Origin of the sequence: Nocardioides taihuensis, from assembly GCF_042657275.1 — a bacterium.
GTDB classification, from domain to species: Bacteria; Actinomycetota; Actinomycetes; order Propionibacteriales; family Nocardioidaceae; genus Nocardioides; species Nocardioides taihuensis.
The window spans coordinates 1-26,538 of sequence record NZ_JBHSKD010000021.1 but is presented as its reverse complement, the minus strand read 5'-3'; the positions used below and the strand labels follow the sequence as shown (position 1 = coordinate 26,538).

The 26,538-nt window shown below is 71.4% G+C and carries 27 protein-coding genes and 2 tRNA genes; 9 read left to right on the top strand and 20 right to left on the bottom strand.

What is annotated here, in order from left to right; translation table 11 throughout:
• Window positions 1-75 precede the first annotated feature (75 nt).
• Together ACFPGP_RS16170 and ACFPGP_RS16165 are read right to left on the bottom strand one after the other, a co-directional pair.
• Window positions 76-291, bottom strand: a complete 216-nt coding sequence (locus ACFPGP_RS16170) for a hypothetical protein (protein ID WP_378591802.1) — start codon at window positions 289-291, stop codon at window positions 76-78.
• A 195-nt stretch (window positions 292-486) separates the two neighbouring features.
• The gene (locus ACFPGP_RS16165; protein WP_378591800.1) at window positions 487-963 is read right to left on the bottom strand and encodes an NUDIX hydrolase; all 477 of its coding nucleotides are present in this window, start codon (window positions 961-963) and stop codon (window positions 487-489) included.
• Between the two features lie 393 nt (window positions 964-1,356).
• Between ACFPGP_RS16165 and ACFPGP_RS16160 the strand changes: the two genes are divergently transcribed.
• Window positions 1,357-2,400 carry a hypothetical protein gene (locus ACFPGP_RS16160; RefSeq protein WP_378591799.1) on the top strand — a complete coding sequence of 348 codons (1,044 nt, stop codon included), beginning with the start codon at window positions 1,357-1,359 and terminating at the stop codon, window positions 2,398-2,400.
• Window positions 2,397-2,882 (top strand): SigE family RNA polymerase sigma factor, encoded by a 486-nt coding sequence (locus ACFPGP_RS16155; protein WP_378591797.1) that lies wholly within the window; start codon window positions 2,397-2,399, stop codon window positions 2,880-2,882. Before ACFPGP_RS16160 ends, ACFPGP_RS16155 begins: the two co-directional genes overlap by 4 nt.
• A 48-nt stretch (window positions 2,883-2,930) precedes the next feature.
• On the opposite strand, the gene ACFPGP_RS16150 is transcribed toward ACFPGP_RS16155, so the two are convergent.
• The gene (locus ACFPGP_RS16150; protein ID WP_378591796.1) at window positions 2,931-3,113 is read right to left on the bottom strand and encodes a hypothetical protein; all 183 of its coding nucleotides are present in this window, start codon (window positions 3,111-3,113) and stop codon (window positions 2,931-2,933) included.
• A 1,409-nt stretch (window positions 3,114-4,522) separates the two neighbouring features.
• On the opposite strand from ACFPGP_RS16150, the gene ACFPGP_RS16145 reads away from it, so the two are divergent.
• Together ACFPGP_RS16145 and ACFPGP_RS16140 are read left to right on the top strand one after the other, a co-directional pair.
• The gene (locus ACFPGP_RS16145; RefSeq protein ID WP_378591795.1) at window positions 4,523-5,095 is read left to right on the top strand and encodes an RNA polymerase sigma factor; all 573 of its coding nucleotides are present in this window, start codon (window positions 4,523-4,525) and stop codon (window positions 5,093-5,095) included.
• Window positions 5,088-6,410 carry a TolB family protein gene (locus tag ACFPGP_RS16140; protein WP_378591793.1) on the top strand — a complete coding sequence of 441 codons (1,323 nt, stop codon included), beginning with the start codon at window positions 5,088-5,090 and terminating at the stop codon, window positions 6,408-6,410. The genes ACFPGP_RS16145 and ACFPGP_RS16140 overlap by 8 nt, the downstream gene beginning before the upstream one ends.
• A 500-nt stretch (window positions 6,411-6,910) precedes the next feature.
• Here ACFPGP_RS16140 and ACFPGP_RS16135 read toward each other — a convergent pair whose 3' ends face one another.
• The 5 genes from ACFPGP_RS16135 to ACFPGP_RS16115 form a co-directional block, all read right to left on the bottom strand.
• Entirely contained in the window at window positions 6,911-7,321 is a 411-nt protein-coding gene (locus ACFPGP_RS16135) for an ester cyclase (protein WP_378591792.1), read from the bottom strand.
• A gap of 449 nt (window positions 7,322-7,770) precedes the next feature.
• The gene (locus ACFPGP_RS16130) at window positions 7,771-8,010 is read right to left on the bottom strand and encodes a hypothetical protein (protein ID WP_378591790.1); all 240 of its coding nucleotides are present in this window, start codon (window positions 8,008-8,010) and stop codon (window positions 7,771-7,773) included.
• A 457-nt stretch (window positions 8,011-8,467) separates the two neighbouring features.
• A complete protein-coding gene (locus ACFPGP_RS16125; protein ID WP_378591789.1) occupies window positions 8,468-8,983 on the bottom strand; it encodes a hypothetical protein in 516 nt (171 codons plus the stop codon).
• Window positions 8,984-9,120: 137 nt separating this feature from the next.
• Window positions 9,121-9,197: transfer RNA gene (locus tag ACFPGP_RS16120), tRNA-Ile, on the bottom strand.
• 45 nt (window positions 9,198-9,242) lie between these two features.
• Window positions 9,243-10,274, bottom strand: a complete 1,032-nt coding sequence (locus ACFPGP_RS16115) for a hypothetical protein (RefSeq protein WP_378591788.1) — start codon at window positions 10,272-10,274, stop codon at window positions 9,243-9,245.
• A gap of 62 nt (window positions 10,275-10,336) precedes the next feature.
• Between ACFPGP_RS16115 and ACFPGP_RS16110 the strand changes: the two genes are divergently transcribed.
• Window positions 10,337-11,101 (top strand): PIG-L deacetylase family protein, encoded by a 765-nt coding sequence (locus ACFPGP_RS16110; RefSeq protein ID WP_378591787.1) that lies wholly within the window; start codon window positions 10,337-10,339, stop codon window positions 11,099-11,101.
• 74 nt (window positions 11,102-11,175) lie between these two features.
• Here ACFPGP_RS16110 and ACFPGP_RS16105 read toward each other — a convergent pair.
• From ACFPGP_RS16105 to ACFPGP_RS16060, 10 genes are all read right to left on the bottom strand, one after another.
• A tRNA-Asn gene (locus ACFPGP_RS16105) sits at window positions 11,176-11,248 on the bottom strand.
• Between the two features lie 33 nt (window positions 11,249-11,281).
• A complete protein-coding gene (locus ACFPGP_RS16100) occupies window positions 11,282-11,794 on the bottom strand; it encodes a hypothetical protein (protein ID WP_378591786.1) in 513 nt (170 codons plus the stop codon).
• Window positions 11,791-13,683: a DNA primase gene (gene dnaG / locus ACFPGP_RS16095; RefSeq protein ID WP_378591785.1), complete on the bottom strand. Its 1,893-nt coding sequence runs from the start codon at window positions 13,681-13,683 to the stop codon at window positions 11,791-11,793. The genes ACFPGP_RS16100 and dnaG overlap by 4 nt, the downstream gene beginning before the upstream one ends.
• Window positions 13,684-13,704: 21 nt before the next feature.
• Window positions 13,705-14,619, bottom strand: coding sequence for a 2-hydroxyacid dehydrogenase (locus ACFPGP_RS16090; protein WP_378591783.1), 915 nt, complete (start codon window positions 14,617-14,619; stop codon window positions 13,705-13,707).
• On the bottom strand, window positions 14,616-15,905 hold the full coding sequence (locus ACFPGP_RS16085) for a deoxyguanosinetriphosphate triphosphohydrolase (RefSeq protein ID WP_378591782.1): 1,290 nt from the start codon (window positions 15,903-15,905) through the stop codon (window positions 14,616-14,618). The genes ACFPGP_RS16090 and ACFPGP_RS16085 overlap by 4 nt, the downstream gene beginning before the upstream one ends.
• A 46-nt stretch (window positions 15,906-15,951) precedes the next feature.
• The gene (locus tag ACFPGP_RS16080) at window positions 15,952-16,845 is read right to left on the bottom strand and encodes a VldE C-terminal domain-containing protein (RefSeq protein WP_378591781.1); all 894 of its coding nucleotides are present in this window, start codon (window positions 16,843-16,845) and stop codon (window positions 15,952-15,954) included.
• A gap of 149 nt (window positions 16,846-16,994) precedes the next feature.
• On the bottom strand, window positions 16,995-18,137 hold the full coding sequence (dusB, locus tag ACFPGP_RS16075) for a tRNA dihydrouridine synthase DusB (protein WP_378591780.1): 1,143 nt from the start codon (window positions 18,135-18,137) through the stop codon (window positions 16,995-16,997).
• A gap of 37 nt (window positions 18,138-18,174) precedes the next feature.
• Window positions 18,175-18,876, bottom strand: coding sequence for a hypothetical protein (locus tag ACFPGP_RS16070; protein WP_378591778.1), 702 nt, complete (start codon window positions 18,874-18,876; stop codon window positions 18,175-18,177).
• A gap of 27 nt (window positions 18,877-18,903) precedes the next feature.
• Entirely contained in the window at window positions 18,904-20,304 is a 1,401-nt protein-coding gene (locus ACFPGP_RS16065; RefSeq protein WP_378591777.1) for a glycine--tRNA ligase, read from the bottom strand.
• A 49-nt stretch (window positions 20,305-20,353) separates the two neighbouring features.
• Complete coding sequence (locus ACFPGP_RS16060; RefSeq protein WP_378591776.1) at window positions 20,354-20,674, bottom strand: antibiotic biosynthesis monooxygenase family protein; 321 nt, start codon at window positions 20,672-20,674, stop codon at window positions 20,354-20,356.
• Between the two features lie 74 nt (window positions 20,675-20,748).
• On the opposite strand from ACFPGP_RS16060, the gene ACFPGP_RS16055 reads away from it, so the two are divergent.
• The 4 genes from ACFPGP_RS16055 to ACFPGP_RS16040 are packed head-to-tail and all read left to right on the top strand — an operon-like array spanning window position 20,749 to window position 23,792.
• Window positions 20,749-21,636 (top strand): metal ABC transporter substrate-binding protein, encoded by an 888-nt coding sequence (locus ACFPGP_RS16055; protein ID WP_378591774.1) that lies wholly within the window; start codon window positions 20,749-20,751, stop codon window positions 21,634-21,636.
• A complete protein-coding gene (locus tag ACFPGP_RS16050; RefSeq protein ID WP_378591773.1) occupies window positions 21,627-22,400 on the top strand; it encodes a metal ABC transporter ATP-binding protein in 774 nt (257 codons plus the stop codon). The genes ACFPGP_RS16055 and ACFPGP_RS16050 overlap by 10 nt, the downstream gene beginning before the upstream one ends.
• On the top strand, window positions 22,397-23,401 hold the full coding sequence (locus ACFPGP_RS16045) for a metal ABC transporter permease (RefSeq protein ID WP_378591771.1): 1,005 nt from the start codon (window positions 22,397-22,399) through the stop codon (window positions 23,399-23,401). The genes ACFPGP_RS16050 and ACFPGP_RS16045 overlap by 4 nt, the downstream gene beginning before the upstream one ends.
• Window positions 23,388-23,792, top strand: coding sequence for a Fur family transcriptional regulator (locus ACFPGP_RS16040; RefSeq protein ID WP_378591770.1), 405 nt, complete (start codon window positions 23,388-23,390; stop codon window positions 23,790-23,792). The genes ACFPGP_RS16045 and ACFPGP_RS16040 overlap by 14 nt, the downstream gene beginning before the upstream one ends.
• Before the next feature lie 76 nt (window positions 23,793-23,868).
• On the opposite strand, the gene ACFPGP_RS16035 is transcribed toward ACFPGP_RS16040, so the two are convergent.
• Both ACFPGP_RS16035 and ACFPGP_RS16030 read right to left on the bottom strand, forming a co-directional pair.
• Window positions 23,869-25,539 carry an ATP-binding protein gene (locus ACFPGP_RS16035; protein ID WP_378591769.1) on the bottom strand — a complete coding sequence of 557 codons (1,671 nt, stop codon included), beginning with the start codon at window positions 25,537-25,539 and terminating at the stop codon, window positions 23,869-23,871.
• A gap of 153 nt (window positions 25,540-25,692) precedes the next feature.
• Complete coding sequence (locus ACFPGP_RS16030) at window positions 25,693-26,466, bottom strand: isoprenyl transferase (protein ID WP_378591767.1); 774 nt, start codon at window positions 26,464-26,466, stop codon at window positions 25,693-25,695.
• Between the last annotated feature and the right edge of the window lie 72 nt (window positions 26,467-26,538).

Sequence of the window (26,538 nt, the reverse complement as noted above, 5' to 3'; positions counted from 1 at the left end):
GCCCCCGGGAGCGCGCCGGCGGAGCCGGCGCCTTGAACCTGTGAGGAAAGTCGTAACCGATCAGAAGACCACGCCTCACGGACGTCGGGGAGCGCCTCGCTCCCACCAGTCGGCCGGCGCGCGCTCGGAGACGACCTGCGCCGTGAACTCGACGTCGGTGGTGTTGCAGAACTTCCAGAGCTCCCTCGCGGCGCGGCTGAACTCAAGGACGACGTGGTCTACCTCAAAGGCGTCGGGCTCACCCGCGCGGAACCCGGTCGAACGCGTCGCCCAGGTGCTGTACCAGTTCACCCAACTGGGCTTCGTGGTATGCCGTGACAATCTCCTGGGCAGCTTGTCGCTCCGACCTGCGGGACACAACGACAGGCTACTGATGTGCCAGTTCCCGCGCCCAGACTCGCGCTGCGGCTGGTGATGTCGATGTCGTCAGCCTTCCGCGCATGCCGACCGGTCGCGTGGCCCGGATACGTGCTGAGACCCCAGGGTTCAGACCCAGCGTCCTCGGCGTCCCTGTCGCAGATCATCAAGCATCGGCTCATGCGGACCGAAGATCGGCGTGGGCAGGTCGTCAGGTGCGAACCACCTCAGGTCGACCGCTTCTGAACCGTCGGCCGAGAGGTTGCCTCCGATCCGTGTTGCCGTGAGCACCACGACGACCGCCTGCACGACATCGCCATTTGCATAGGTGTGTAGAGGCCCGGTGTAGACGCCGAGGAGTTCGTCTGGGCGTACGTCGAGGCCGGTTTCCTCCCGTGTCTCGCGCAACGCGGCCGCTTCCAAGGTCTCGCCGAGTTCCAAGGCACCCCCCGGTAGACCCCACGGCCCCCCGGCTTCACCACGCCGTTGCAGCAGCACGCGACCTGACTCGTCGAGCACGGCGCATCCGGCGCAAGTCATGATCACCGGAGCGTGGCCGATGTGTCCCCGCAAGCCCTCGACGTAGCCGACCTGACCATGGGGCATGCGCCGACCCCAGGTCACCAGCGAGGAGCGAACGGCAGCGGTCCTCACGCACGCTCACGCCGCCGGTCGGATGCGCTAGGGAGTCTTGGGGTGTCGGTGTGTTCGGCACCGGTGTTGCCGAGTTCCTGGTCTTCGTGGCGTTCGTCGCGTTGCTCGTGTGGGGTCTGGTCCGGCGAAGGGCTTCCTGAGCCGTCCGCTGATGCCGCAGACGGGGTGCGTCGACGAGTCTGGTGGTATCGGCGTCCCCGGGATTCTTGATCTTCGTGGCCTGGTGGCGCTGCCATGTCCGGCCTCTTGTCCGGCGTAGGGCACTCGAGGCATCCGCTCGGCGGATTGACCCCTCCAAATGCCTCACTCATCGCGTACTTATGAGTGAGGCATTTGGAGGCAGTCATGGACACGCTGCGCGACAGGCTGGCGGAGCTGGCCAACGAGGCACCGACGGGAGGCGCACCCGCGGCCGAGCTCTGGGCGCGCGGAAAACGTGCGCATCGCGTTCGGACCGCGGCAGTCGCGGCCACCTTGGTGGTCGTGGGCGCCGTCGGCATCGGCATCGGGGTACGCCTCGCAGATGGCGATGGCAACCGCCCCGACGTCGCGCCGGCGGAGAGCAATGGCATCACGCTGCCGATCGAGTACCCCGCGGGGGAGGAGCTGCCAGACCTCGGGGAGACCCCCGGACCGCTGGCTGCGGTCTGGTTGTCTCCCGGCGCGGAGGGCGGCATCTACGCCACGGACGGCGGTGCACCCGAAGCCGTCGGCCTGGTGGCGGCGACCGGAAAGTTCGGGACGCTCCCGATTGACGTGTCCTTCAATCTCGACGACGCATTCGACGCGGGGATCGCCCTGTCGCCCGACGGGCGCCGCATCGCCTATACCTCCCCCACGGGCGAGCTCGTCGCGCGCGACGTGGTCACCGGCGACATCTACCAGCCGGCGTTCGAGTTCGGGGTCCGCGCGGGGTACACTTGGGTCGATGCGACCCACCTCGTCGGCCACGTTGCGGCTGGGTCCGACGCCGACGGATGGACGTGGGAGCCAGGCACCGCACCCAGGCTGGTCGACCTGTACACCTACCCAGGGTCGTCCTCCCTCGGGACCAGCGCAGGCATCGACCCGTGGTACGACGAACGATCCGTTGACCACACGTGTCAGCCAGCCTTCCAGGACAGGAAGGGACCGTTCTACGAGCTGGTGCTGTGCGACGTGGTGGGCGTCATCGGCTCGGAGACCGTGCTCACTCACGACGGCAACGGCAGAGTCGTCGCCGTCGAAAGGCCCAGCGCCGACTATCCGTTCGAAGACCCCGCTCCACAGGTGGACGCGCCCGTGCGGGAAGTTGTCGACACCGCGGGCTCAGGACCGCTCATGCGGGTCAGGTTTGCCACCGATCTGATCGGTGAAGCACTCGGCGCAGATGATGGCGGCGCGTCATGACCGGGTACGCCTCCTTCGAGGAGTTCGTGGTCGCGCGGAGAGACGCGCTGCTGCGGACCGGGTACCTGCTCACCGGCAATCATCACGACGCCGAGGACCTCGTGCAGTCGGCGCTGGTCAAGGTGGTGCCGAAGTGGTCGCGGATCAAGGACCGCCCGGAGGCATACGTCCGGCAGGTGCTCGCGCGTGAGTCCGTGAGCCGATGGCGCGCACACCGCTGGCGAGAGGTCACCACCGACACGGTCCCCGAGGCGATGCATCACGACAGCACCGACCGCATCGCACTGCTCGAGGACCTGCGCACGCTGTCCCCGCGGCAACGCGCCGTGCTGGTGTTGCGCTACTTCGACGACCTCACCGAGGCCGACACGGCTGCCGCCCTCGGCATCTCCGTGGGAACGGTCAAGTCGCATGCTCGCGATGCGCTGGCGCGCCTGCGCGACCAGCGGTCAGGCGAGGAGCACCCAGCGGCCAGCACCTGAGATCCTCGGCCCCGACCACCGAACTGGCCAAGCGCGGCCCTGGTCCGGTCAGAGAGAACTCCAACAATCGAACGGCCGTCGGGTAATCGCGCCAGAGGCCCGCACCCTCCGGACCCACCAAGAACGGTTCCACCAGGCGAAGAGATCGGGTTCCAGCTGTCTGAGCCTCGTCAGGCCGTGCTGGCCGAAGTAGCCGACCAGCGTCACGGCGATGCCGACGATCGTGATCACGTTCCCTCGTTCCCCCATACGGCCGAAGTCTGCCGCGAAGAGGCGAGATCGACCGAGGATGCGCGCCAGACCCGTCGGCACCCACCCTGATTCCGAGTGCGACGTCGCCCGCCACTGGCCGATGTCACGACGTCGGCAAGGTGTGATCACCGCCCCCCTCAGAATGCCGTTCTCGAGAACGCCCGCCAGGTCCTTTACTTGGGTGATGCGGTAGTGACGGAGGGTCGCAAGGTTTTCGGGCTGGGCGCGACGACCTCCCTTGGTGCGCTTCCGGGGGCTTCGCTCAGCCAGGGTCTCGACACCGTCCCCACCTGCGCGGCGCCTCGACTCCCTGCGCTCGCGTCGGTGTGTCCGGATGCCTCGAATCGGCCGCGAGCGCCGATCACAGGAGAAGACTTCTGTTGACACGAACCCGCGAGCAGCGAACCAGGTGGACCAGCAGAGTCAGGCGGGGCGCGCCCGAGAACCCAGCGGCCATGGCTCGCAATCAGCCCAGCTTGCCCCGGCGCTCCAACCCACCGACTTCGAGCAGCAGTGGTGCCGGTGATGCCAGAACGCGCGCTCCCAGGCCCTCCACACCGCTGAAGGAACAGCATGATCACCCGACCACCCGTTCCCGGAGAAGCGGGTCAGGCTCCATCTGCCCTGGCTCCCAGGGCAAGTGTCGACGGCGTACCTGCGAGGGAGGCGTACAGCGCCCAGGACCCGCCCCAGCGATCCAGGATCGGTTCCCCGTACCTCTCGACTGTGAAGGGCTCGTCCACAAAGGCCCGGTGTGCCAATGCGCGAGCGGCCTGCCACCCGGTGTCGGCGAGCGGACCAAGGGAGCTCTCCATGGGCCGGGATTCTCTCGCACCGACCGTGCGTCTGAACATCGTGGTTTCCTGCAAGCCGAGCACGCGGCGCTTGACCATCGAACCTGCGACAGGACGGGAACGTGGCCGCGAGCGCTCATCGGCTGATGAGTGCGCAACCAGCTGCCGGAGGTGCGCTTCACGATCGCGCCTACCTTGGCGTCGTCGCGTCCTCTGCGTTCCACAACGACACTCGAAGCCGTCGCCGTAGGCGTCGCGGGCGGCGACGCCGGCCGCGGTGACATCCGGGGCCAGGAGCAGGAGTCCGGTCTGATCCCAGAAGTCGTCGTCCGGGCACACGAAGCCCACGAACTCTCGCAGTTTCCCCGAGTCGCTGCGCACCTGCTGAGTATCGCCCGCGCATCGGCAGATCAGGACGCAGCTGCCTGCGCTTGAAGTGACGTCGGCGGGAGTGGAGGCGTCCTGCCGCATGCCGGCGTGGCCGTCGCAGGGCGGGCGGTCCAGCCCGCTCGGCCAGTCGGGCCATATCGCGGGACGATGCAACCTGACCGACCCTGTCGTGACTCGTGCTTGTGATGCGAGGGGAGGTGCCGCATGAGCGCCACCGATGGCGACACCGTGAGCGGGCGCGGCAGCGCGGCAGGTGACGACGCCAGCAGCGAGGCCAGGATCCGGGAACTCTACGCAGCGTCCTATCGGCGCCTGCTCGGGCAGCTCATCGGCGTGACGGGCAGTGTCCGGGAGGCTGAGGACGTGGTTCAGGAGGCGTTCGTGCGCGGGCTGGAACGGCCGGGACGGCTGCTGGACCTCGACAACCCGGAGGCGTGGCTGCGTACGGTTGCCGTCAACCTGGCCCGCCGCCGGTGGCGCCGAGCGCAGCGCTTCCGCGGTCTGGCGCCGCGGCTCGTGGAGGAACCCCGTCTCGTCGACCACGCAAGCGCCGGGGAGACGTCAGGCTCCGATCAGCACCTGGTGCTGCTGGCTGCCTTGCGGCGCCTTCCGGCGGGCGAGCGCGAGGCCATCGCGTTGCACCACCTGGCTGACCTCAGTGTCGAGGACGTGGCGGCAACGCTCGGGGTGCCTCCGGGGACGGTCAAGTCGCGGCTCTCGCGGGGCCGGGCGGCCCTGGGCCAGCTGCTCGTGGCAGAGGAGGGACCCCATGTCTGAGTTCACCGGGCTGCGTGACGCAGTCGAGGGGCTTGCGGCGCGTAGTGCTCTGCCGGACTTCGACGACCTGCACCGTCGGGCTCGACGCAGGCGCGGCACCCGGCTCGCCGCGGTCGCCGCGGTCACCGCCACCGCGGTGGGCGGGACGGTCCTGGCGATCGCCGGCCTCGACACCGACCGGGGGGCTCCCGAACCGGCCGGCCCGCACCTGCCGGCGCCGGCGACCGGCGAGAACGGCTGGTTGGCCTTCGACGGTGACGGCGACATCCACCTGGTTCGACCCGGCGCAGCGAGCCGCACCGTGAAGGTCCCCGGCTCGGATGCGACCGGTGAGACGTGCCCGGCCTGGTCACCGGACGGCACGAGGCTGATGTTCGGCCAGTACGCCGGCGGAACGTGGGAGCACCCCTCCGGAGGCGCCCTGATCGTCGTCGTCCCGGTCGGGCGGGACGGGACCACCGGGGAGCCGACACAGATCGACCTGCCGTGGTTCACCGGCGCCACCGACGACGTCATCCCGCGGCCCTGCCCGATCTGGTCGCCGGACGGCGCGTACGCGGCGGTGCCGGGCGGGGGCGAGGTCCTGGTCATCGAGATCGAGTCCGGCGCCGTCCGGCACCTGCCGGACGTGTGGCCCTCGGACGTGGAGTGGCGGCCGGGCAGCGACGAGCTGGCGATGGCCGGCGACCTCGGGCCGGGTTCGGGCGACGGGCGGCCGACGCCGGTCAGCGTGTACTCGATGTCGACCGGCGAGACGCGTCAGCTGGCGGACGTGGTGGCCAGCCAGTTCACGTGGGCGCCGGACGGGTCGATGCTCGCCTGGGCCGGCGACGGCGTCGCCCCGGCCGACCCGTCGGCCGGGTCGTCCCTGTGGGTCGCTGACGCGGACGGCCGCAACGCGCGGCGACTGGTCGACGAGATGGGGACCGCCAACCACGGCATCGGGCCGGAGTGGTCACCGGCCGGGGACCGCATCGCCTGGCAACAGCTGATCCCTGGCGGCGGCTTGGAGGAGCACCGGGTCGTGGTGGCCGATGTCGCCGACGGATCGCTGACGACGATTCGACCGCCGACGATCGGTGCCGGCACGTCGTGGTACCCGCGCGCCGTGGCATGGTCCCCGGACGGCACGACCCTGCTCTACCCGAGCGCCTGGGTCGAGTACGACACCCGCCCCGGCGACGCGGGGAGCGCAACGATCGCCGTCCCGGTCGATGACCCCGCGCAGGCCTACGTTCTCGATGACAAGCACGGAACGTGGGCGTCCGAGACCAACTGGACGCCGAACCACATGTGGGGACGAGTCGCCCCGTGAATGCGACGACCGCCCATCCTGCGGCATGCCCGGAGGTGGGCAGCAGACACACGCTGCGAAGGCTACGGAGCGTGACCGGATCGGACGGTTCGATGCGAGGAGGGAAACCGTGCCCGAAGAGCGCCCCTTCATCTGGGGTCTGCGCGAGTCCTGAGGCCGCCGGTGGCGAAGTCAGGCGTGCTGGCGGACTTTGGAGGCCCTGGCGAAGAGAACGTTCTCGCCTGTCGGATGTTGAGGATTCCGTCAGCGTCATCGCCGCCCGGGGCGGCGGGCGCCGTCCTTCTGGATCTGCCACTTCTGAACCGAATCTCGGGTCATCTCCAGGTAGTTCCGAGTCATGGCCAACCCCACGTCTCCGCGCGTTGAGATGGTCCCGACCTCGCGAAAGTCCGGTCGCGCGTACACGGGCACGACCGTATGGCCGCAGCGAAACGCTATGCGGCAGGTGAGTGCATTGCCGCCGACGTCTTGACGAAGAGCCCTTCGGTGCACTGACGGGACTACTTGGTCGGGGCTGCAACCAGTTGGGCGCGCAGCGCCTCGATGTCTCCTAGCACGAAGCCGTCAACAATGCGGCCAGCGCTACAGGTGAACCACGCGATCCCGTCGTACTCCACGCGATTGCCGGTCGGTGGAGCGCCCAGAACAGTGCCGCGATGAGTGCCGGAGTAGGACAGTCGTGCCACCGCACTCGGCCCATCAGTGACCAGATCCTCGACGTGGTTGTGAAAGTCGGGGAACGCGACACGGACGTCGGCGACGTAGCCGAGAAACTCAGCAATCCCCTGCGTGCGTCTGCCCAACGATCCGCGGAACCTCAGTTCTGGGTGCAGCAGTTCGCGAGCAGCGTCCGCGTCCCAGGCGTTCCACACTTCCGCATAGAAGCGAGATACCAGCGTCTCGTTCAGCACACGCCAATCGTGACACGGCTGGTCGGTCCGCCGAGCGCTCATCGGCAGTTGAGTGCGTTCCGGGACGTCGTACGAACTGACGGTCCTGGCCGGCGAACCGTATGACGTTGGCCGTCCGCCCTCCGCACTCAACTCGGCATGAGCGTGCGTCGTCGCCGGGTCCGCGGCCCGAGGCTCGGGAGCGGATCGGCGGGGACACACCCTGCCGGTCCGTTAGTGGGGATTGCCGCCACTTAGGGCCCTCGGGTGGGGGTTCGGCTGGCCAAGGGGCTTCACATCCGCCTACGGGCCGCTTGCCGGTCGCCTAGACAGGCCCCGCGCCGTTCATGCAGCGCCCCTACGCTGCCGCCCGTGCGCCCGCCTGCGGGCGTCCCCCGTGCTCGGGGCGGGCGCACCTTGACGCCCGCATGTGATCCGACCCCCACCCAACAGGCAGAGGTCGGTCGGGGTCAGGCCTTGGCGCGACCCTTCACCGGCTTGAGGCCGGACTCGATGAACTTGCCGCCCGGTCCCCACGGGTCGCCCTCGCGCATGACCGCGTCGGGGCGCATCGTCGCCTTGTGGGTGTCGCCGTTGGGCAAGCGGAAGGTGACCTGCACGGCCTCGGGCCGGGCGGTCTTGCCGACCCCGACGACCGTTGCGGCGCAGTGCTCGCCGTTCTGGTCGGTGACCCAGACGAACCGGGTCATCACTTGGCCGCCTTGGTCGCGGTCGCCTCGGCGGTGGCGGGCTTCTTCGGGGCAGCCTTGGCCGGGGTGGCCTTGGGTGCGCCTTCTTCGGCGCGGCCCTCTTGGCGGTGGGGGTGGGCAGGTCCAGCCGGCCGGCTGCAAGCTTCTCACCCTTGCCGCTGGCGATGGCCTTGCACTTCGGGCAGAACTGAGCCGGGGTCGAGCCGTTCTTCCACGCCGCGCCCCGGTTGGGAGCGGTGGTCGTCGCGCCGTGGTTGAGACAGTCGGTCTTCCACCCGTCCCCCTCCTTGCGCGTCCAGGTGGTCGCCCCGGTCGAGCGAGAGACAGCGTGTCGGGTGTTGCTAGTCGCGGGCCTAACAGCCTCCATCGGTTCGGTAGTTCACGCTTCAACTACTCTGCACCGACGCTACTGCTCCCCTGTGGCCTATGGATACCTGTGCAGGTCGCATGTGCCGCCTTAGTCCAAGTCGTCGTCATCGCCGGGGATAGCCCGCATCACATCCACCTGGATGTAGCCCGCAAGCTTCCCTGCACGCAACGCGGTCTCCAGCAGTTGATCGCCGGTGAACCGCTTGTTGATCTTCGGGTGCGCCTTGCGTTCCTCGTCGGTGCGTTGGGCCTTCTCCTCGACCGTCAAGCGGAGGGGCTTGGGTCGATGGCTCGTGTACACCTCGTCATTGAGGTCGGGGAACCACATGCCGTGAATGACGGCGTTGCGCAGTTCGGTTGCGCCCTTGGCCCAGAGCAGTTCGTCACGCAACTGCGAGCGGTGCGGCTCGGGCAGTCGCTTGGCCTCCTTGCGGAGACGTTCTATGGCGTTGCCCAAGCCCTGGGCTGCCACGTCTACGTACCACTGGTCGGTCAACGTCCCCAACGCGTAGTAGACCCAGAACTCAAGTTCGCCGAAGCACATGACGAACTTGCCGACCACGCCGTACATCGGGTGGAACTCAACACTCTGGTACTCGGTCATTCCCTCCAGCCTGCCAAGGGGCACCGACACCCGGGCGGGTCCGCCCGGCGCGGACTCGTGGTCCAAACGGGGTCCAACGGTTGCAGCGAGCGACGCCTCGACGGGCGTGATTCGTGGGGTGACCTGCGGAAACATTTTGGTGGGGCGGGTGGGGCTCGAACCCACGACCCAAGGATTATGAGTCCTCTGCTCTGACCGGCTGAGCTACCGCCCCGGAGGACAGAAGGTATCGCGAGCTCCGGCGCCGGGCTGGAGCGCCTCAGCCGGGCAGCCGCGCGAGCGGCGGGTCGAGCGCGAGCGTGCCGAGCCAGTCGGCGACGGCCGGACCCCACTCGGCCAGTTCTGTGTCGGTCATCGACGGGCAGCAGCGCAGCCAGGTCTCGAGCCGGCCGAGGCGTCCGAGCCGGAGTGCGGCCGGCAACGCCGCGCGCAGCTCGGCGAGCGGGACGAGGTCGCTCCACACCTCGAGCACCGGCTCGACCAGCGCCACGAGGCGCGGGTCGTCGGGCCCGGCACCGAGGCGGCGGCCGAGCATGTCGAGCGGGATCAGCAGCACGCCCAGCGGCTCGGTGACCAGCGCGTCGCCGAAGTCGAAGAAGCGCAGCTCGGCGCCGACGTGGAAGACGTTGTTGTCGTGGAGGTCGTTGTGGTTGAGGGTGAGCGGCAGCCCGAGGGCCTCCACCTCGTCGGCCCACTCCTGGACGGCGGGGAGTCGCGCCGCCACCGCGGCGACCGTGTCGGCGTCCGGGCGCATCGGGTGCTCCGGCGGCAGGGCGGCGAACGAGTCGAGGCGCTGTGCGACGTACGACGGGGCGTCGCCCGGCGCGATCGTGGCGAGGCCGACCTCGCGCAGCGCGTCGACGTGCGGCACGAGGTCGCGCTGCAGCTCGGCGGCGGAGCGCAGCACCCGGCCCCAGCCCTCGAGGTCGTCCTCCTCAGCGGTCTCGCGCAACGGGCGGCCGTGGTCGGGGGTGAGCAGGAACCCCCGTCGCTCGTCAGTGGCGGCGACGGCGACGACCCGGTGCGGATCGAGGTCCGCCAGCAGCGCGGCGAGACCGGTCTCGGACGACTGCAGCTCGCAGCTCTGCTTGGCGTAGAACACGCCCGCGACCGCCTCGACCCGCCACACGGTCGACCAGGGCCGCAGCTTGACGCGCTCCGCGCGCAGCACCTCCCCGACCTCCCCGGCCGCCCAGCCGACCAGCTCGTCGCGGAACGCCTCGGTCGCCCAGACGGGGCTGCGCGGCGGGAGCCGCAGGCCCACCTGCGCCCACTCCCCCGCCTGCGCCATGGCGACACCCAACCGGACGTCGGTGCGGGCCACAAGCGCGAATCGCTGGCATGCTCGGACCCATGAGCAACGGCAAGAAGAAGCAGCAGGGGCCGCCTCCCCTGACCCCGCTCTCGGAGGACTGGGACCGCGCGCTGTGCGTCGTGGCCCATCCCGACGACATGGAGTTCGGCGCAGCCGCTGCGGTGGCCCGCTGGACCTCGCAGGGCAAGGACATCGCCTACTGCATGGTCACCAGCGGCGAGGCGGGCATCGACGCGCTCGCGCCGTACCAGGCCAAGGCGCTGCGCGAGGCCGAGCAGATCGAGTCCGCGCGGCTGGTCGGGGTGCACGAGGTCCAGTTCCTCGGCCTCCCCGACGGCGTGCTGGAGTACAACGTCGAGCTGCGGCGCCTGATCTGCAAGGCGGTCCGCACGCACGAGCCCGACATCGTGATCACCGGGAACTTCCGCGACACCTGGGGCGGCAAGAACCTCAACCAGGCCGACCACATCGCGGTCGGGCGGGCCGTGCTGGACGCCGTCCGCGACGCCGGCAACCGCTGGATCTTCAACGACCAGGTCACGGCCGGGTTCGGCGCCTGGGACGGGGTGCGCGAGGTGTGGGCCTTCGGTTCCCCCGGTGCCGAGCACGCCGTGGACATCACCGACAGCTTCGACCTCGGCGTCGCCTCGCTGCAGGCGCACGAGGCCTACATCGAGGGGCTCGGCTGGGAGAACTTCGACCCCCGCGAGTTCCTCGAGGGCATCGCCCGGGTCACCGGGCAGCGGCTCGGCGTCCCCTTCGGCGCGGCGTTCGAGGTGTTCCCGATGGGCTGGGGCGAGTAGGGCGCAGCCGCAGACGACGGAACGGCCCGGTCGGGGAGCTCTCGCTCCGCCGATCGGGCCGTCCCGGTGCTGTGCTCCCCCGGTTGGACTCGAACCAACAACCCTCCGGTTAACAGCCGAATGCTCTGCCAGTTGAGCTACAGGGGATCGCGCGACGGAAACCTTAGCAAGCCGCGAGGATCACGAGAAATCGCCCTCGGTGGCGGCGGGCCCGGGATCGCCGACCTCATCGCGGGCCGCCGCCAGCGCGGCCGCGACGGTGGCCTGCACGTCGGGGTCGTCGGGCTCGACGCCCTCGTCGTACTCGACGAACCAGGAGATGCCGCGGTCACCCCGCGGCGCCCGCCGCGCGACCACGCGCAGGCCGCGCCGACCGGAGTACGGGACGTGGCGCTGGAGCACGACGCTCGCCGTGACCCGCTCGCGGACCAGGACCAGCAGGTTGCCCGGCTCACGGATCGTGAACGTGTGCACCGGGCGCGGCTCGCCCCAGGTGCCGACCTCGCTCACGCGGAAGCGCTCGTGGTCGAGGTCCCAGTCAGCGGACTCGACCTCCTCCCACGGCACCCGGGCGCCGTCGAGGTAGAGGGCGTCACGGGTGCCCGCGACGACCTCTCCGCCCGCGGCCTGCGCCCACGCGAGCACCTTCTCCCCCGCGGCCACCTCGACCGGAGGGCGGGTACGGCGCCTCACGAGGCGCCGACCGCACGCTCGCGGAGGTTGCGGCGGTGGCTCTCGAGGGCGACCAGCTCTCCGAACATCCGGTTGTACTCGGTCGCCTGCTCGACCGGGTTGGTGCGCTGGAGCCGCGACTTGAGGTCGGCGATCCGGCGCGACGCGGTCAGCTCCTGCAACCGGTAGACGTGCGCGGCGACGTAGGTGTGGTCGGGCTCCTTGGCGGTCAGGAGCGGCTCGACGGCGAGCGCGGCGATCGCCGAGGAGACCGCCGGGTCGGTGGCGGCGTCGCGCAGCCGCCCGGCCCAGGCAGGCTCGTTCGCGGCGGCGGGCGGCCCGCCCGCGGCCGACACGAGCTGCCACACGGCGCGGTACGTCGGGTGGGTGAAGTCGTCGCCGTCGACGTCGACCGCGCTGCGCCCGACGGCTGCGGGGTGCTGGATCACCAGCTTGAGCGTCTCCTTCTCGATGGAGAACCGCGGGTCGCGCAGGTCGGGCAGCTGCTGGCGCGGGGTGGCCGGCGCCTCGGAGGCCGCGGCCGTGGCGGCCCGGCGGTCGGGCTGCGCGGGGGCGGGCCTGCGGTTGGCGGCGCGCCGTACCTCGGTGCGGGCTTCCTCGATGTCGACGCCCACCATCCCGGCGAGCTCGCGGGCGAAGGCGTCGACCTTGGACTTGTCGCGGATCGAGGAGACCAGGCGCGCGCCCTCGCGCACGGCGTCGACGCGGCCGTCGGCCCGGTCGAGGTCGTACTTGGCGACCACGTTGGAGAGCACGAAGCGGTAGAGCGGCACCCGGCGGGCGACCAGCTCGCGCACCGCGGCATCCCCCTTCTGGATGCGCAGGTCGCAGGGGTCGAGGCCGTCGGGCTCGACAGCGACGTAGGTCTGGGAGACGAAGTTCTGGTCGCCGCCGAAGGCACGCAGCGCGGCCTTCTGACCGGCGGCGTCACCGTCGAAGGTGAAGATCACCTCGCCGCGGAACTCCTCGTGGTCGTGCAGGAACCGCCGCAGGACCCGGGCGTGGTCGTCGCCGAAGGCGGTGCCGCAGGTGGCGACGGCAGTCGTGACCCCGGCGAGGTGGCACGCCATCACGTCGGTGTAGCCCTCGACCACGACGGCCTGGCTCGAGCGGCCGATGTCGCGGCGGGCGAGGTCGAGGCCGTAGAGCACCTGGCTCTTCTTGTAGATCGGGGTCTCGGGGGTGTTGAGGTACTTGGCCTCGATCTTGTCGTCGTCGAAGATCCGGCGGGCGCCGAAGCCGATCGTGTCGCCGCTCGCGTCACGGATCGGCCAGAGCAGCCGCCCGCGGAACCGGTCGTACGCCGAGCGGCCGATGGCCACGAGCCCGGCCGCGACGGTCTCCTCGTCGTGGAAGCCGCGCTGGCGCAGGTGCGTGAGCAGCGACTCCCCGTCGCGCGGGGCGAAGCCGATGCCGAACCGGGCCGCCGACTCCTGGTCGAATCCGCGCTCGTCGAGGAACCGCCGCCCCTCCACCGCGTCGGGCGCGGCGAGGTGGCCGGCGTAGAACTCCTGCGCGACGCGGTGCGCCTCGATCAGCCGCGCGCGGGCGGGCCCCTTGGGTCGGTCGTCGAGGACGTCGCCTTCTTCGCGGCGCAGCTGCACGCCGTACTTGTCCGCGAGCCGCTCCACCGCCTCGACGAAGGTCAGCCCGTCGATCTTCATCAGGAAGTTGAGGACGTCCCCGCCTTCCTGGCACCCGAAGCAGTGGTAGAAATTTCTCGACGGGGTGACGTGGAACGACGGGGACTTCTCGTCGTGGAAGGGGCACAGGCCCTTGAGCGAGCCGCCGCCGGCGGGCCGGAGGGTCACGTAGGAGGAGACGACCTCGTCGATGCGCGCCTTCTCGCGCACCTCGGCGATGTCCTCCTCGCGGATCCGTCCTGCCACGTCGCGGAGTCTAGGCCGTGCCTAGTAGTCGGACGTCATCACGTTCCACAGCGGCTCGCCGGCGGCGAAGCGGTGGAGCTGGTCGCGCACCAGGCGGTGGGCGCGGGGCCACATCGCGCTGGACGCGCCGCCGACGTGCGGGGAGATCAGGAGGCCGGGCACCTCCCAGAGCGGGCTGTCGGCGGGCAGCGGCTCGACGTCGGTGACGTCGGTGGCGGCGGTGATCCGGCCGGCGGCGAGCGCGGCGACGAGGTCGTCGGTGACCACGACCGCGCCGCGGGCCACGTTGACCAGCAGGGCGCCGTCCTTGAGCCGGGCCAGGAAGTCGGCGTCGACCAGGCCGCGGGTGGCGTCGGTGAGCGGCACCGAGAGGATCACCACGTCGGCCCCGGGCAGCAGCGCCGGGAGGTCGTCGATCGCGTGGACGCCGTCACGCGCCGAGCGGGCGACCCGGACCACCTCGACCTCGAAGGGTGTGAGTCGGGCCTCGATCGCGGCGCCGATCGCGCCGTACCCGACGAGGAGGACGCGCTTGTCGGCGAGCGCGGGTCGCCACTGGTAGGCCCAGGTGTGGCGGTCGTGGGCGCGGACGAACTCCGGGACGCCGCGCAGCGAGGCCAGCACGAGCGTCAGGGCGAGCTCGGCGGTCGAGGTGTCGTGGATGCCGCGGCCGTTGCAGAGCCTCACGCCGTCGGGGATCGCGTCGCGGACGTTGTCGACGCCGGCGGACAGCGTCTGCACGACGCGCAGCCGGGACATCCGCGGGATCACCTCGGCGACCGCCGGCCCGACGGAGTAGGGCGTGACGTAGAGCTCGACCTCGTCGACCGAGGCCGGCACCTCGACCGTGGGGTCGACGGTCTCGTAGCGCAGGCCGGCGGGCGGGTCGCCGAGCAGCTCCGGCTCGAAGGGCAGCCAGACCAGCGGGCCGGTCACCGGGCGCCCCGCCGGGTGCCGCGACGCAGCTGCTCGTGGCGGGTGACCGCGCTGGCGTCGGTGAGGGACGCGACCTGGTCGACCACCACGCGCAGCCGGGCGGGGTCGTCGGTCGCGGCCGCCCAGTCGTCGGCGAACGGCCGGTCGAGCGCGTCGGGCCCGTGGTGGGCCAGGAGGGCGACCAGCTCGCTGAGCAGCTCGCGCTGGCGGACCATCGCGGCCACCCGGTCGTCGGCGCGCATCACGTAGTGAGCGGCGATCCCCTTGAGCACGGCCATCTCGAGCCGGGTCCGGTGGGGCACGACGAGGTCGGCCTCGTGGCGCACGAACCGCAGTGCGCCGTCGGCGAAGGTGGCCGACTGTGCCGCACCGCAGAACCGGCCGATCAGGTCGCTGGTGAGGTTCTTCAGCGCCGCGAGGCTCGCCCGCGACCCGTCGTGGGCGGTGGAGGGCCACGAGGGGACGTCGGTCAGCCCGGCCAGGGCGTCGCCCAGCTCGGCGTCGTCGGCGTCAGGGAGGTACCAGTCGCGCACGGTCTCCCAGACGGCCTCGCGGTCGAGCCGGGTCAGGTCGATCCGGCCGGCCACGACGCCGTCCTCGACGTCGTGCACCGAGTAGGCGACGTCGTCGGCGAGGTCCATCACCTGCGCTTCGACGCACAGCCGGGTGCCGTGGACGCCCTCGCGCAGCCACGAGAAGACCGCCTTGTCGTCGTCGTAGACCCCGAACTTGCGCACCAGGCGCGGGGAGCCGTCGGCGTGCACGCCCTGCGGCTCGCCCGCGTGGGCCCGCGGCCAGGGGTACTTGGCGCACGCGTCGAGGGTGGCCCGGGTCAGGTTGAGCCCGACCGAGCGGCCGTGCTCGTCGACGGTCTTGGACTCGAGCCGGGTGAGCAGCCGCAGCGTCTGGGCGTTGCCCTCGAACCCCCCGCACGACTCGCTGAGCTCGGCCAGCACCCGCTCGCCGTTGTGGCCGAACGGCGGGTGGCCGAGGTCGTGCGCCAGCGCGGCGGTCTCGGCGATGTCGGGGTGGCAGCCCAGCGCGCGGGCCAGGTCGCGGGCGACCTGGGCCACCTCGAGGCTGTGGGTCAGCCGGTTGCGGACGAAGTCGTCGGTCTGGGGCCCCACCACCTGGGTCTTGGCCGCAAGCCGCCGGAACCCGGCCGCGTGCACCACCCGGGCGCGGTCGCGCTCGAACGGCGTGCGCTCGGGCGCGTCGACGCGCTTGGGCAGCTCGTCGACGAACCGGGCGCGCGCGGCGTCGTCGTAGGCCTCGAGGGACTCCATCGGGACGACTCTAGGACCCGGGACCGACGCAGGGGCCGCCGACCGCTCAGTACGTCGTCACGTGCACGTGGTCGTAGTGGTTCGCCGTGGTGGACCCGCGGTCCTCCATCGGGCGCCAGCCCTCGGAAGCCCGGTCGACCGACCAGATGTGCTGGCTGTAGATGACGTACTGGACGCCGAGCTCGTCGTGGTGGGCCCTGACGAACTCCGCCACCTCCCAGCCGCGGTCACCGCTGACCATGATGTCGACCGCGATGCCCTGCGCGTGCTCGCCGTCGCCACGGAAGGTGCCGTAGGTGGTGATCTCCGGGAAGTTCGCGCACACGGCCTCGTGCACGGCGGCGATGTGGGGGCTGACGCCCGACGGGACGCTGGTGCCGTTGGTGCAGGCGCCGCCGACCTCGGGGACACCGGCGTTCGCGCGCTCCGGCTTCGGCTTGTCCTTCGACAGGTAGCCGCCGGTCACCCAGCGCGCCTTGCCGCCGACCACGATCTCGATGCGGCCCCGGGCCTTGCGACCGGTGACCAGGACCTTCTCCCCCGCCTCGAGGACGCCGGTCTTGCCGGCGGCGCGGTCGGGCGAGAGCCACAGGTTGAGCGGGGCGGTCGTCCACAGCCGGGTGTCCGCCCGCTTGATCGCACGCTCGGTGGCCTCCCGGGTCAGCAGACGCTCGTAGTCGTCGACCGCCTTCTCGTAGCCGGCGCGCGAGAAGGTCGAGCGCGACGTGGTGCTCCGCTCGACCTCGTCGCCGGCGGCGGAGACGGAGGAGCCACTGCTGGAGACGAGGACCTCACGGGTGCTCGGCTCGGAGAAGGCGACGCCCGTGCCCACGACCGAGACGGTCGCGAGGAGGGCGATCGGCCCGGCCAGCGTGCGGGCGCGGGGAAGCTTCCTGGGGGTGCGGCGGGCATCGGCGTCCCGCTTGTGGCGGTGGGCCACAGCGTTGATCCTTTGCTGTTGCTGACGGGGGTCAGTCCCGAGAGGGAGTGCCGCACAGGCAGGGGGCGCCCGAGCGACGAAGCGTCGACACTGTCATACCCCGTCTGCACGCCCCAAACCCGGCCCCGCGCCCGGCGGCGTGTCGTCGGTCACCCGCCGGTGGTCTCCGCCGTGTCCTCGCGCAGGTGCGAGCCGGCGCCGTCGGCGTCGTCGAGCCACCCCTCGGGGAGCACCACCTTGCTGCGCGGCGAGCCCTGGCGGCCGCGCGGGGTGCCGAGCTCGTGGGCCGGGAACGGCTCGTCCGGGTCGAGCTCGGCGAGGAGGGCGTCGAGCGTGGCCAGCGAGTCGACCAGCGCGAGCGAGTGGCGCAGGGTGCCGCCGGCGCGGAAGCCCTTGAGGTACCACGACACGTGCTTGCGGAACTCCTTGCAGCCCCTCTCCTCCCCCATGTGCTGGGCGAGCAGCTCGGCGTGGCGGCGCATCACGTCGCGCACCTCGCCGAGCGTCGGCAGGGTCTCCACCTGCTCGCCGGCGAACGCAGCGGCGAGGTCGCGGAACAGCCACGGTCGTCCCAGGCAGCCGCGGCCGACCACGACGCCTGCGGCGCCGGTCTGCTCGACCATGCGCAGCGCGTCGGCGGCCTCCCAGATGTCGCCGTTGCCGAGCACCGGGATGTCGACGTGGTCGACGAGCGCCGAGATCGCCTCCCAGTCGGCCCGGCCCGAGTAGGCCTGGGCCACGGTGCGCCCGTGCAGCGCGATCGCCGCGACCCCGGTCTCCTGGGCGATGCGCCCGGCGTCGAGGTAGGTCAGGTGGTCGTCGTCGAGCCCCTTGCGGGTCTTCATGGTGACCGGCACGTCGTACGGCGCGGCGGCGGCGACCGCCGCGGTGAGGATCTCGGCGAGCAGGCCGCGCTTCCACGGCAGCGCTCCCCCGCCGCCCTTGCGCGTCACCTTGGGCACCGGGCAGCCGAAGTTGAGGTCGATGTGGGCCACGCCGTACTCGGCGCAGAGGATCTCGGCCGCCTTGCCGACGTAGACCGGGTCGGTGCCGTAGAGCTGCACCGACCGCACGGTCTCGAGCTCGTCGAAGACCAGCATCGACCGGGTGACGGCGTCGCCCTCGACCAGGCCGCGGCTGGTGATCATCTCGCAGACGTAGAGCCCGGCCCCCTGCTCGGCGCACAGCCGGCGGTACGCCGCGTTGGTGATGCCCGCCATCGGGGCCAGCACCACGGGCGTCGCGACGCGCAGCGGACCCAGTGTCAGCGGCGGCGCGGGCAGGACGGACATGCCGCCCATTGTCGCGGCTCGACGGGCTGGCGCCCAATCAGCCCTGCTTGCCCTGGTCCTTCTTCCCCGGCTTCTTCGACGGCTCGGTGGTGGGCTCCGCGGTGGTGATCTCGCCGGTCCACACGATCGGGTTGAACGCCTCGGTCGGTCGGAAGCTGGCGGCGGTGACCTCGCCGTGGTCGGGCGCGAGGTAGACGAGACAGGCCTTCGTCGAGGCGCCGTTGCCGAACTTCTTCGGGTAGACCGCGCCGTCGCAGGGCTTGAAGACGCTCTGGAACGTCGACGCCTCGACCAGGGTGTTGTCGCCGTCGACGGCGTAGAGGCTGACAGGGCGCCGGCCGAGGTCGGTGTCACCGACGTTGGTGATGTCGACGTGCACGAAGTAGGGCGTCGTCGACTTCGTCTCGTCGCTGAGCTTCCAGCCCTCGAACAGCTTGAACGTCGCCTTGTCGATCCGCGTCACCGTCATGTCGACGACGGCGACCTGGTCGACCTGGTTGAGCTCGTAGGCCACGGTCGCCCGGTCGCCCAGCGCCAGCTCGCTGCCCTGCGGCGTCAGCTCGACGCCGTCGGGCACCGGCAGGTACGGCGAGGCCGCGCCCGCGGACGACTCCCCGGAGCCGGGCTCGTCGTCGTCACCCGAGCAGGCGGCCAGCGTCGAGGTCAGGGCCAGGCCGAGCACCAGCCCGACGGCCGGTCCGGACAGCGTCCGGCGGACCGGACCGTGGCGTCGTGTCATGGGCGCCATTGTGCCCGCGGAGGAGCCTCAGCAGCCGACGAACCGCTCAGCGAGCCACGGCACGATCGCGTCGATCGAGATCCGCTCCTGGCTCATCGTGTCGCGCTCGCGCACGGTCACCGCGTGGTCGTCGAGGGTCTCGAAGTCCACGGTCACGCAGTACGGCGTGCCGATCTCGTCCTGGCGGCGGTAGCGGCGACCGATCGCACCGGAGTCGTCGAAGTCGACGTTCCAGCTCCGCCGCAGCTCGCGGGCCAGGTCACGGGCCTTGGGCGAGAGGTCGGCGTTGCGCGACAGCGGCAGCACCGCGACCTTGACCGGCGCCAGCCGCGGGTCGAGCCGCAGCACCGTGCGCTTGTCGACGCCGCCCTTGGTGTTGGGCGCCTCGTCCTCGACGTAGGCGTCGATGAGGAACGCCATCAGGCTCCGGGTGAGACCGGCCGCCGGCTCGATCACGTAGGGCACGTAGCGCTCGTCGGCCGCCTGGTCGAAGTAGGACAGGTCGTGGCCCGAGTGCTTGCTGTGCTGGGTGAGGTCGTAGTCGGTGCGGTTCGCGATGCCCTCGAGCTCCTCGAAGTCGCGCCCGGAGAAGCCGAAGCGGTACTCGATGTCGACGGTCCGCTTCGCGTAGTGGCTCAGCTTCTCCTTGGGGTGCTCGTAGTGCCGCAGGTTGGCCGGGTCGATGCCCAGGTCGGTGTACCAGCGGGTCCGCTCGTCGATCCAGTACTGGTGCAGCTCCTCGTCCTCGCCGGGCTTGACGAAGTACTCCATCTCCATCTGCTCGAACTCGCGGGTGCGGAAGATGAAGTTGCCGGGGGTGATCTCGTTGCGGAACGACTTGCCCATCTGGGCGATGCCGAACGGCGGCTTGCGGCGGCTCGAGGTCACGACGTTCTGGAAGTTGAGGAAGATGCCCTGCGCGGTCTCGGGGCGCAGGTAGTGCAGGCCCGACTCGTCCTCGATCACGCCGAGGTAGGTCTTGAGCATCATGTTGAACGCGCGAGGCGGGGTCCACGAGCCGCGGGCGCCGCAGTTGGGGCAGGCGACCGACTCGTTGATGTCGACCGAGTCGGGGTCGGCGATGCCCTTCTTCTGGGCGTACTCCTCCTGGAGGTGGTCCTCGCGGAACCGCTTGTGGCACGACTGGCACTCGGTCAGCGGGTCGCTGAACGTGCTCAGGTGGCCACTGGCCTCCCAGGTGCGGGTCGGCAGGATCACCGAGGAGTCGAGGCCGACGACGTCGTCACGCATGGTGACCATCGACTTCCACCACTGGCGCTTGATGTTCTCCTTCAGCTCCACGCCGAGCGGGCCGTAGTCCCACGCGGAGCGGGTGCCGCCGTAGATCTCGCCGCACGGGTAGACGAAACCTCGCCGCTTGGCGAGCGAGACGACGTTGTCGACGGTCGAGGGGGGCGGCTTGGCCACGGAGGCTCCGTTCGGGGTGGTCGGTCGGCTGGCTGACGACCGGGAGGGATCAGCCTAACGAGCGGCTGTCGTGCACGTTGAGCGGGTTTCCGGGCTCGGCGGCCTCGTAGGCGCTCGGCTCGTCGAGCGCCCGGCCCAGCGTCGGCACCGCGTGCAGCTTCACGTCGTACGACGAGAGCGCGCGGCGGTAGGCGCCCACGTGCTCCCAGGTCGTGACGAGCACCCACAGCTCGGGGTCGTCGGTGTTGCGGCCCACGTGGCCCCCGAGGTAGCCGGGGCGCTCGGCCAGCGCGGCGTGCGCCCGGTCGAGGTCGGCGCGGAACGCCTCGCCCTCGGGCTCGGGCACGCGGAAACGGGTGACGACCAGCACCCGCGCAGCGTAGGCCGTGCCGGCCCCGCGACCGCAGTTGACAATCGTTCTCAACTGAACTGAGAATGGTTCTCATGCAGTTGCACGTCCGGGCCCTCACCCTCGCCGCCACCGGCGCTCTCGCCCTGGCGGCCTCGGGCTGCGCGGCGCTGTCCGAGGAGCCCGACGGCGTCTCGGTGGCCGCGGCGTTCTACCCGCTCGCCTTCGTCGCCGAGGAGGTCGGCGGCGACCGCGTCGACGTCTCGCTCCTCACGCAGCCCGGCACCGAGCCGCACGACCTCGAGCTCACGATCCGCGAGACCGCCGAGCTCGCCGGCGCCGACCTGGTCGTCTACGAGAGCGGCTTCCAGCCGGCCGTCGACGACGGGGTCGAGCAGAACGCCGCCGGCGAGGTGCTCGACGCCGCCGACGTCGCCGACCTGCAGCCGCTGCAGGACGGCGACGGCACCGACCCCCACTTCTGGCTCGACCCGCTGCGGATGGCCGACCTGGCCGACGCCGTCGCGGACCGGCTGGCCGAGGTGGACCCCGCCGGCGCCGACGAGTACGCCGCGAACGCCGCCGAGCTGCGCCGTGAGCTGACCCGCCTCGACGCGGCGTACGAGCGCGGCCTGGCCGACTGCGAGCGCGACACCGTGGTGGTCTCGCACGATGCGTTCGGCTACCTGGCGCGCTACGGGCTCGCCTTCGCCCCGGTCGCCGGCCTCTCCCCCGAGGCCGAGCCCACCGCCGCGGACCTCGCCCGGCTCCAGGACCTGGTGCGCGACGAGGGGATCACCACGGTCTTCTCCGAGCGGCTGGCCAGCCCACGCCTCACCGCCGCCCTCGCGCAGGACGTGGGTGTCGAGACCGCGGTGCTCGACCCGATCGAGGGCCGGGACGAGGAGACTGCCGACGAGGACTACCTGTCGCTGATGCGGGAGAACCTGGCCGCGCTGGAGGAGGCGAACGGATGCGCGTGATCGAGCTGACCGGGGGTTCCGTCGCGATCGCGGGTCGCCCCGTGCTTCGCGGGATCGACCTGACCGTCGAGGAGGGTGAGTTCGTCGCCCTGCTCGGTCCCAACGGGTCGGGCAAGTCCACGCTCGTGCGTGCCCTCACCGGCCTGCGCTCGCTGACCGGCGGCACGCTGACGCTCTTCGGCACGCCGTTCGCGGACTTCCACGACTGGCGCCGCGTCGGCTACGTGCCGCAACGCCCGGGCGCGACCGCAGGGGTGCCGGCCTCGGTGCGCGAGGTGGTCACCGCCGGGCGGCTGACCCACCGGCGCCTGTTGCGGCGGCTGGGCCGCGACGACCGGGCCGCGGTCGACCGGGCACTGGCCCTGGTCGGGCTCGCCGGACGGGCCAACGACGGCGTCGCGCAGCTCTCCGGCGGCCAGCAGCAGCGGGTCCTGATCGCCCGCGCGCTGGCGGGTGAGCCCGAGCTGTTCTTCCTCGACGAACCGACCGCCGGCGTCGACGCGGCCAACCAGCAGGCGCTGGCCGACGCGCTCGCCGCCCTCAAGGCCGACGGCGCGACGATCGTGCTGGTCGCGCACGAGCTGGGCCCGCTCACCGACCTCGTCGACCGGGCCGTGGTGCTGCGCGACGGCCGGGTCGTCCACGACGGGGCGGTGCCCGACGACGCGCTCGCGCACGCCCACCACCACCAGCGCCCGGCACACCACGACCACGCCCCCCACGTCGCCTCGCCGCTCGAGCCCCGGACGGAGGAACGCCGATGAGCACGCTCGAGCTGTTCTCGCTGCCCTTCCTCCAGCGCGCCCTGCTGGCCGCCCTCTTCACGGGCATGGCCGCGCCCGCCGTCGGCACCTACCTCGTCCAGCGCCGGCTGGCCCTGATGGGCGACGGCATCGGCCACGTGGCCGTGACCGGTGTCGCCCTCGGCCTGCTGACCGGCACCTCCCCCACCTGGACCGCCGTCGTCGTGGCGGTCCTCGGGGCCGTGCTGATCGAGGTGATCCGCGAGCGCGGCCACACCAACGGCGACGTCGCCCTCGCGCTCCTCTTCTACGGCGGCCTGGCCGGCGGCGTCTTCCTCACCGGCCTCGGCGGCGAGAGCGCGGCCCGGCTGCAGCAGTACCTCTTCGGCTCGATCCTCACCATCTCGGCGACCGACGTCTGGGTGACCATCGGGCTCGCCGTGGTGGTCGTCGGGCTGTGCGTCGGGCTGTCGCCGCAGCTGTTCGCGGTGGCGCAGGACCCGGAGTTCGCCCAGGTGGCCGGGCTGCGGGTGCGCGTCTACAACATCATGGTCGCGGTGCTGGCCGCGGTCAGCGTGACCGTGGCCATGCGGACCGTGGGACTGCTGCTCGTCTCGGCGCTCATGGTGGTGCCGGTCGCGACCGCCCAGCAGCTCACGCGGTCGTTCCGCAGCACGCTCGGCGCCGCGATGCTGGTCGGCGTGCTCGCCTCGGTCGGCGGGCTGGTGATCGCGACCCTCGCGTCGTACCGCGTGACGGTGGCGCCGGGCTCGAGCATCGTGCTGCTGGCGCTGGCCGGGTTCGTCATCACCTGGCCGGTGGGCGCCTGGCTGCGGCACCGGGCCCGCCTGCGGGCGCCCTTCCCGGGGCCGGTGCCCGAGGAGCACCTCGTGACCGACGAGCACCCGCACGAGCACGGCCCCGACTGCGGCCACGTCGCCGTCCCCCACGGTGACCACGTCGACTACGTGCACGGCGGCCACCGGCACGCACCGCACGGAGCGCACTATGACGAGCACTGAGCCCACCCCGACCGGCGGGCGGCCGACGCGGCAGCGACGGGCCGTGGCGGACGTCCTCGGCACCTTCACCGACTTCCGCTCCGCCCAGGAGATCCACGAGCTGCTGGCGCGCAACGACCAGCAGGTCGGCCTCGCGACCGTCTACCGCACCCTCCAGCGGCTCGCCGACGCCGGCCAGGTCGACATGCTGCGCACCGAGGACGGCGAGGCGATCTACCGGCGCTGCTCCGGCACCCACCACCACCACCTCGTGTGCCGCGACTGCGGCTCGACCGTCGAGGTCGAGGGGCCCACCGTCGAGCGCTGGACCCGCGCCATCGCCGACGAGCACGGCTACTCCGACGTCAGCCACACCCTGGAGATCTTCGGCACCTGCCCGCGCTGCCGCTGACCCACCGCGAACGTCATACGTCCCGTCGGTCAGGACCGCCGGGACGTATGACGTCGGGAGGTCGTCGCGTGCGCCGCTACTCGGCGGCCACCGCGTCCAGCGGCAGCCGGACGCGGAAGACCGACCCCTTGCCGATCTCGCTCTCCACCTCGATGCGTCCGCCGTGGCTCTCCACGATCGACTTGGTGATCGACAGGCCGAGCCCGACGCCCTGGATCGACTGCTCCTCGGCGTGCCGGGCGCGGAAGAAGCGGGTGAAGAGCCGGTCGCGGTCGCGGGCCTCGATGCCGATGCCGGTGTCGCTGACCGCGATCTCCACGCGGGTGAGGTCCTCGGTCACCCGGACCGAGACCCCGCCCTGCTGGGTGTACTTGATCGCGTTGGAGATCAGGTTGTCGACCACCTGGGCGATCCGCTGGGCGTCCACCATCACCCACAGGTGCTCGGGGGTCTCGAGGTCGAGGTAGAGCCCCGCGATGTCGGCGACCGGCAGGGCGGCCTCGACGGACTCGCGGACCACGGCGGAGAGGTCGGTGCGGGTGCGGACGACGTGCATCGGGCCCTCGTCGACCTGTGCGGTGTGCAGCAGGTCGGCGACCAGCCGGTCCAAGCGGTCGGCGTTGCGGCTGACGATGCCGAGGAACTGGGTCGACTCCTCATCGAGCCCGGGCTGCTCGAGCAGCAGGTCGACGTACCCCCGGATCGAGGTCAGCGGCGTGCGCAGCTCGTGGGAGACCGAGGAGACGAACTCGTCCTTGACCCGCAGGGCGCGCATGAAGTCGGTGACGTCCTTGTAGGCGAGGGCGGCGCCGGCGAACTCGCCCTGCTCGTTGACCACGCTGCGGGCGGAGACCGACAGCGCGCGGCGGGTGCGCGGATCTGCACCGACCCACATGCGCGCGTCGTCGAACTCCTCGCCCCGCGCTGCCCGGGTGGTTGGCATCTGCTCACTGGTGTACGGCGTGGTGCCGTCGGCGAGGTAGACGCGGCCGGTCTGGCCGGCCCGGCCGTCATGACCGTCAGGGAAGGCCAGCCGCATGAAGTCGGCATGCCGGCGGTTCATGGCCCGGTAGTCGCCGTCCTTGTCGAGCAGCACCAGACCGACGTCGACGGTGTCGAGGATCGCCTGGGAGAAGAGCCGTTGGTGGTCGAGCTCCTCGAGCGCCTCGGTCAGCCGCTCGCCACGTCGCTCGGCCTCGCGCCGGCCACGCTCGATGGCCTCGATGCCGGCGGCCACGGCCGCGGCGGCCCAGGCGGCCACGAGCGGGATGACCACCAGCCGGGCCAGGTCGGTCCCGCTGACGCCGAAGTAGGCGATGCTCGGGACGCCGACCAGCAGGACGGCCGCCATGCCGGAGACCACGGCCCCCCGGCGTCCGAACTGCCGTCCGAGCCAGATCGCGGGCACCACCACCAGGATGCCGATGCCGTTGGAGGAGTCGCTGAGCCGGGCCATCCCGAGCAGGGCCATGTCGGCCAGCGGGAGGACCCACAGCGCCCACGTCGGGACGTGGTCCCACGGGACGAGGGCGGCCAGTCCGCTCAGGCCGAGCAGGATCACCAGCGCGAGGCCGGGCCAGGAGTCCAGCGTGGCGGTGCTGCCGCCGGCGACGAGCAGCGCGCCGGACAGGCAGCACATGAGGGCGAAGACGCCCTGGAGGACGCGGGGGTCGGGATCCTCGGCGAAGAAGAGGCGCCCGGTCAGCGACTCCTGGGCAGGCTCGTGAGAAGGAAGCACATGACTCATCAGCCCCCTCCTCCCCACGCACCGTGTGTTCCTGTTACCGCCCCACGCACAGGATGACAGAACTCGTCACGGGTCGGACGAGTTCGAACGGTCCTTCACCTTCGGGGGGACGGCGCCGGAGATCTTGCGCCGGCGGGGGCTTTGAACCGTTGTTCAGCTCGGTGTCGCGCCGCCGTAGCGGCGGTCGCGCCGGGCGTACTCCTCCACCGCGGCCCACAGGTGGCGCCGGTCGACGTCGGGCCAGAGCACGTCCGAGAAGACCAGCTCGGCGTACGCCGCCTGCCAGAGCATGAAGTTGGAGAGGCGCTGCTCCCCGGACGTCCGCCACACCAGGTCGGCGTCGGACACCTCGGGCACGTAGAGGTGCCGGGCGAAGGCGCGTTCGTCGACCTTGCGCGGGTCGAGGCGGCCGGCGGCGACCTCCTCGGCGATCCGGCGGGCGGTGTCCGCGAGCTCGGCCCGGCCACCGTAGTTGACGCACATGGTGAGCGTCAGCACGTCGTTGCCCCGGGTCAGCTCCTCGGCGGCCTGCAGCTCCTTGATCACCGAGCGCCACAGCCGCGGCCTCCGGCCGGCCCAGCGCACGCGCACGCCGAGCTCGTGCATCTCGTCGCGGCGGCGACGGATCACGTCGCGGTTGAAGCCCATGAGGAAGCGCACCTCGTCGGGCGACCGCGACCAGTTCTCCGTCGAGAAGGCGTACGCCGAGATCGCGCGGACGCCGACCTCGATCGCGCCCTCGACCACGTCGAAGAGGCTGTGCTCGCCCTGCTCGTGACCCGCGGTGCGCGGCAGCCCGCGCTCCTGGGCCCAGCGCCCGTTGCCGTCCATGACGATCGCGACGTGGCGCGGGACCAGCTCGGGCGGCAGGTCGGGCGGGGTCGCGCCCGACGGGTGCGGCGTGGGAGGTCGGACGGCTCGCTTCACGCGGGTGAGCCTAGATGTACCCGGCCAGGACGTTGGTAGCGGCGAGCCTGGTTGAACGAACGAGAACCTCCG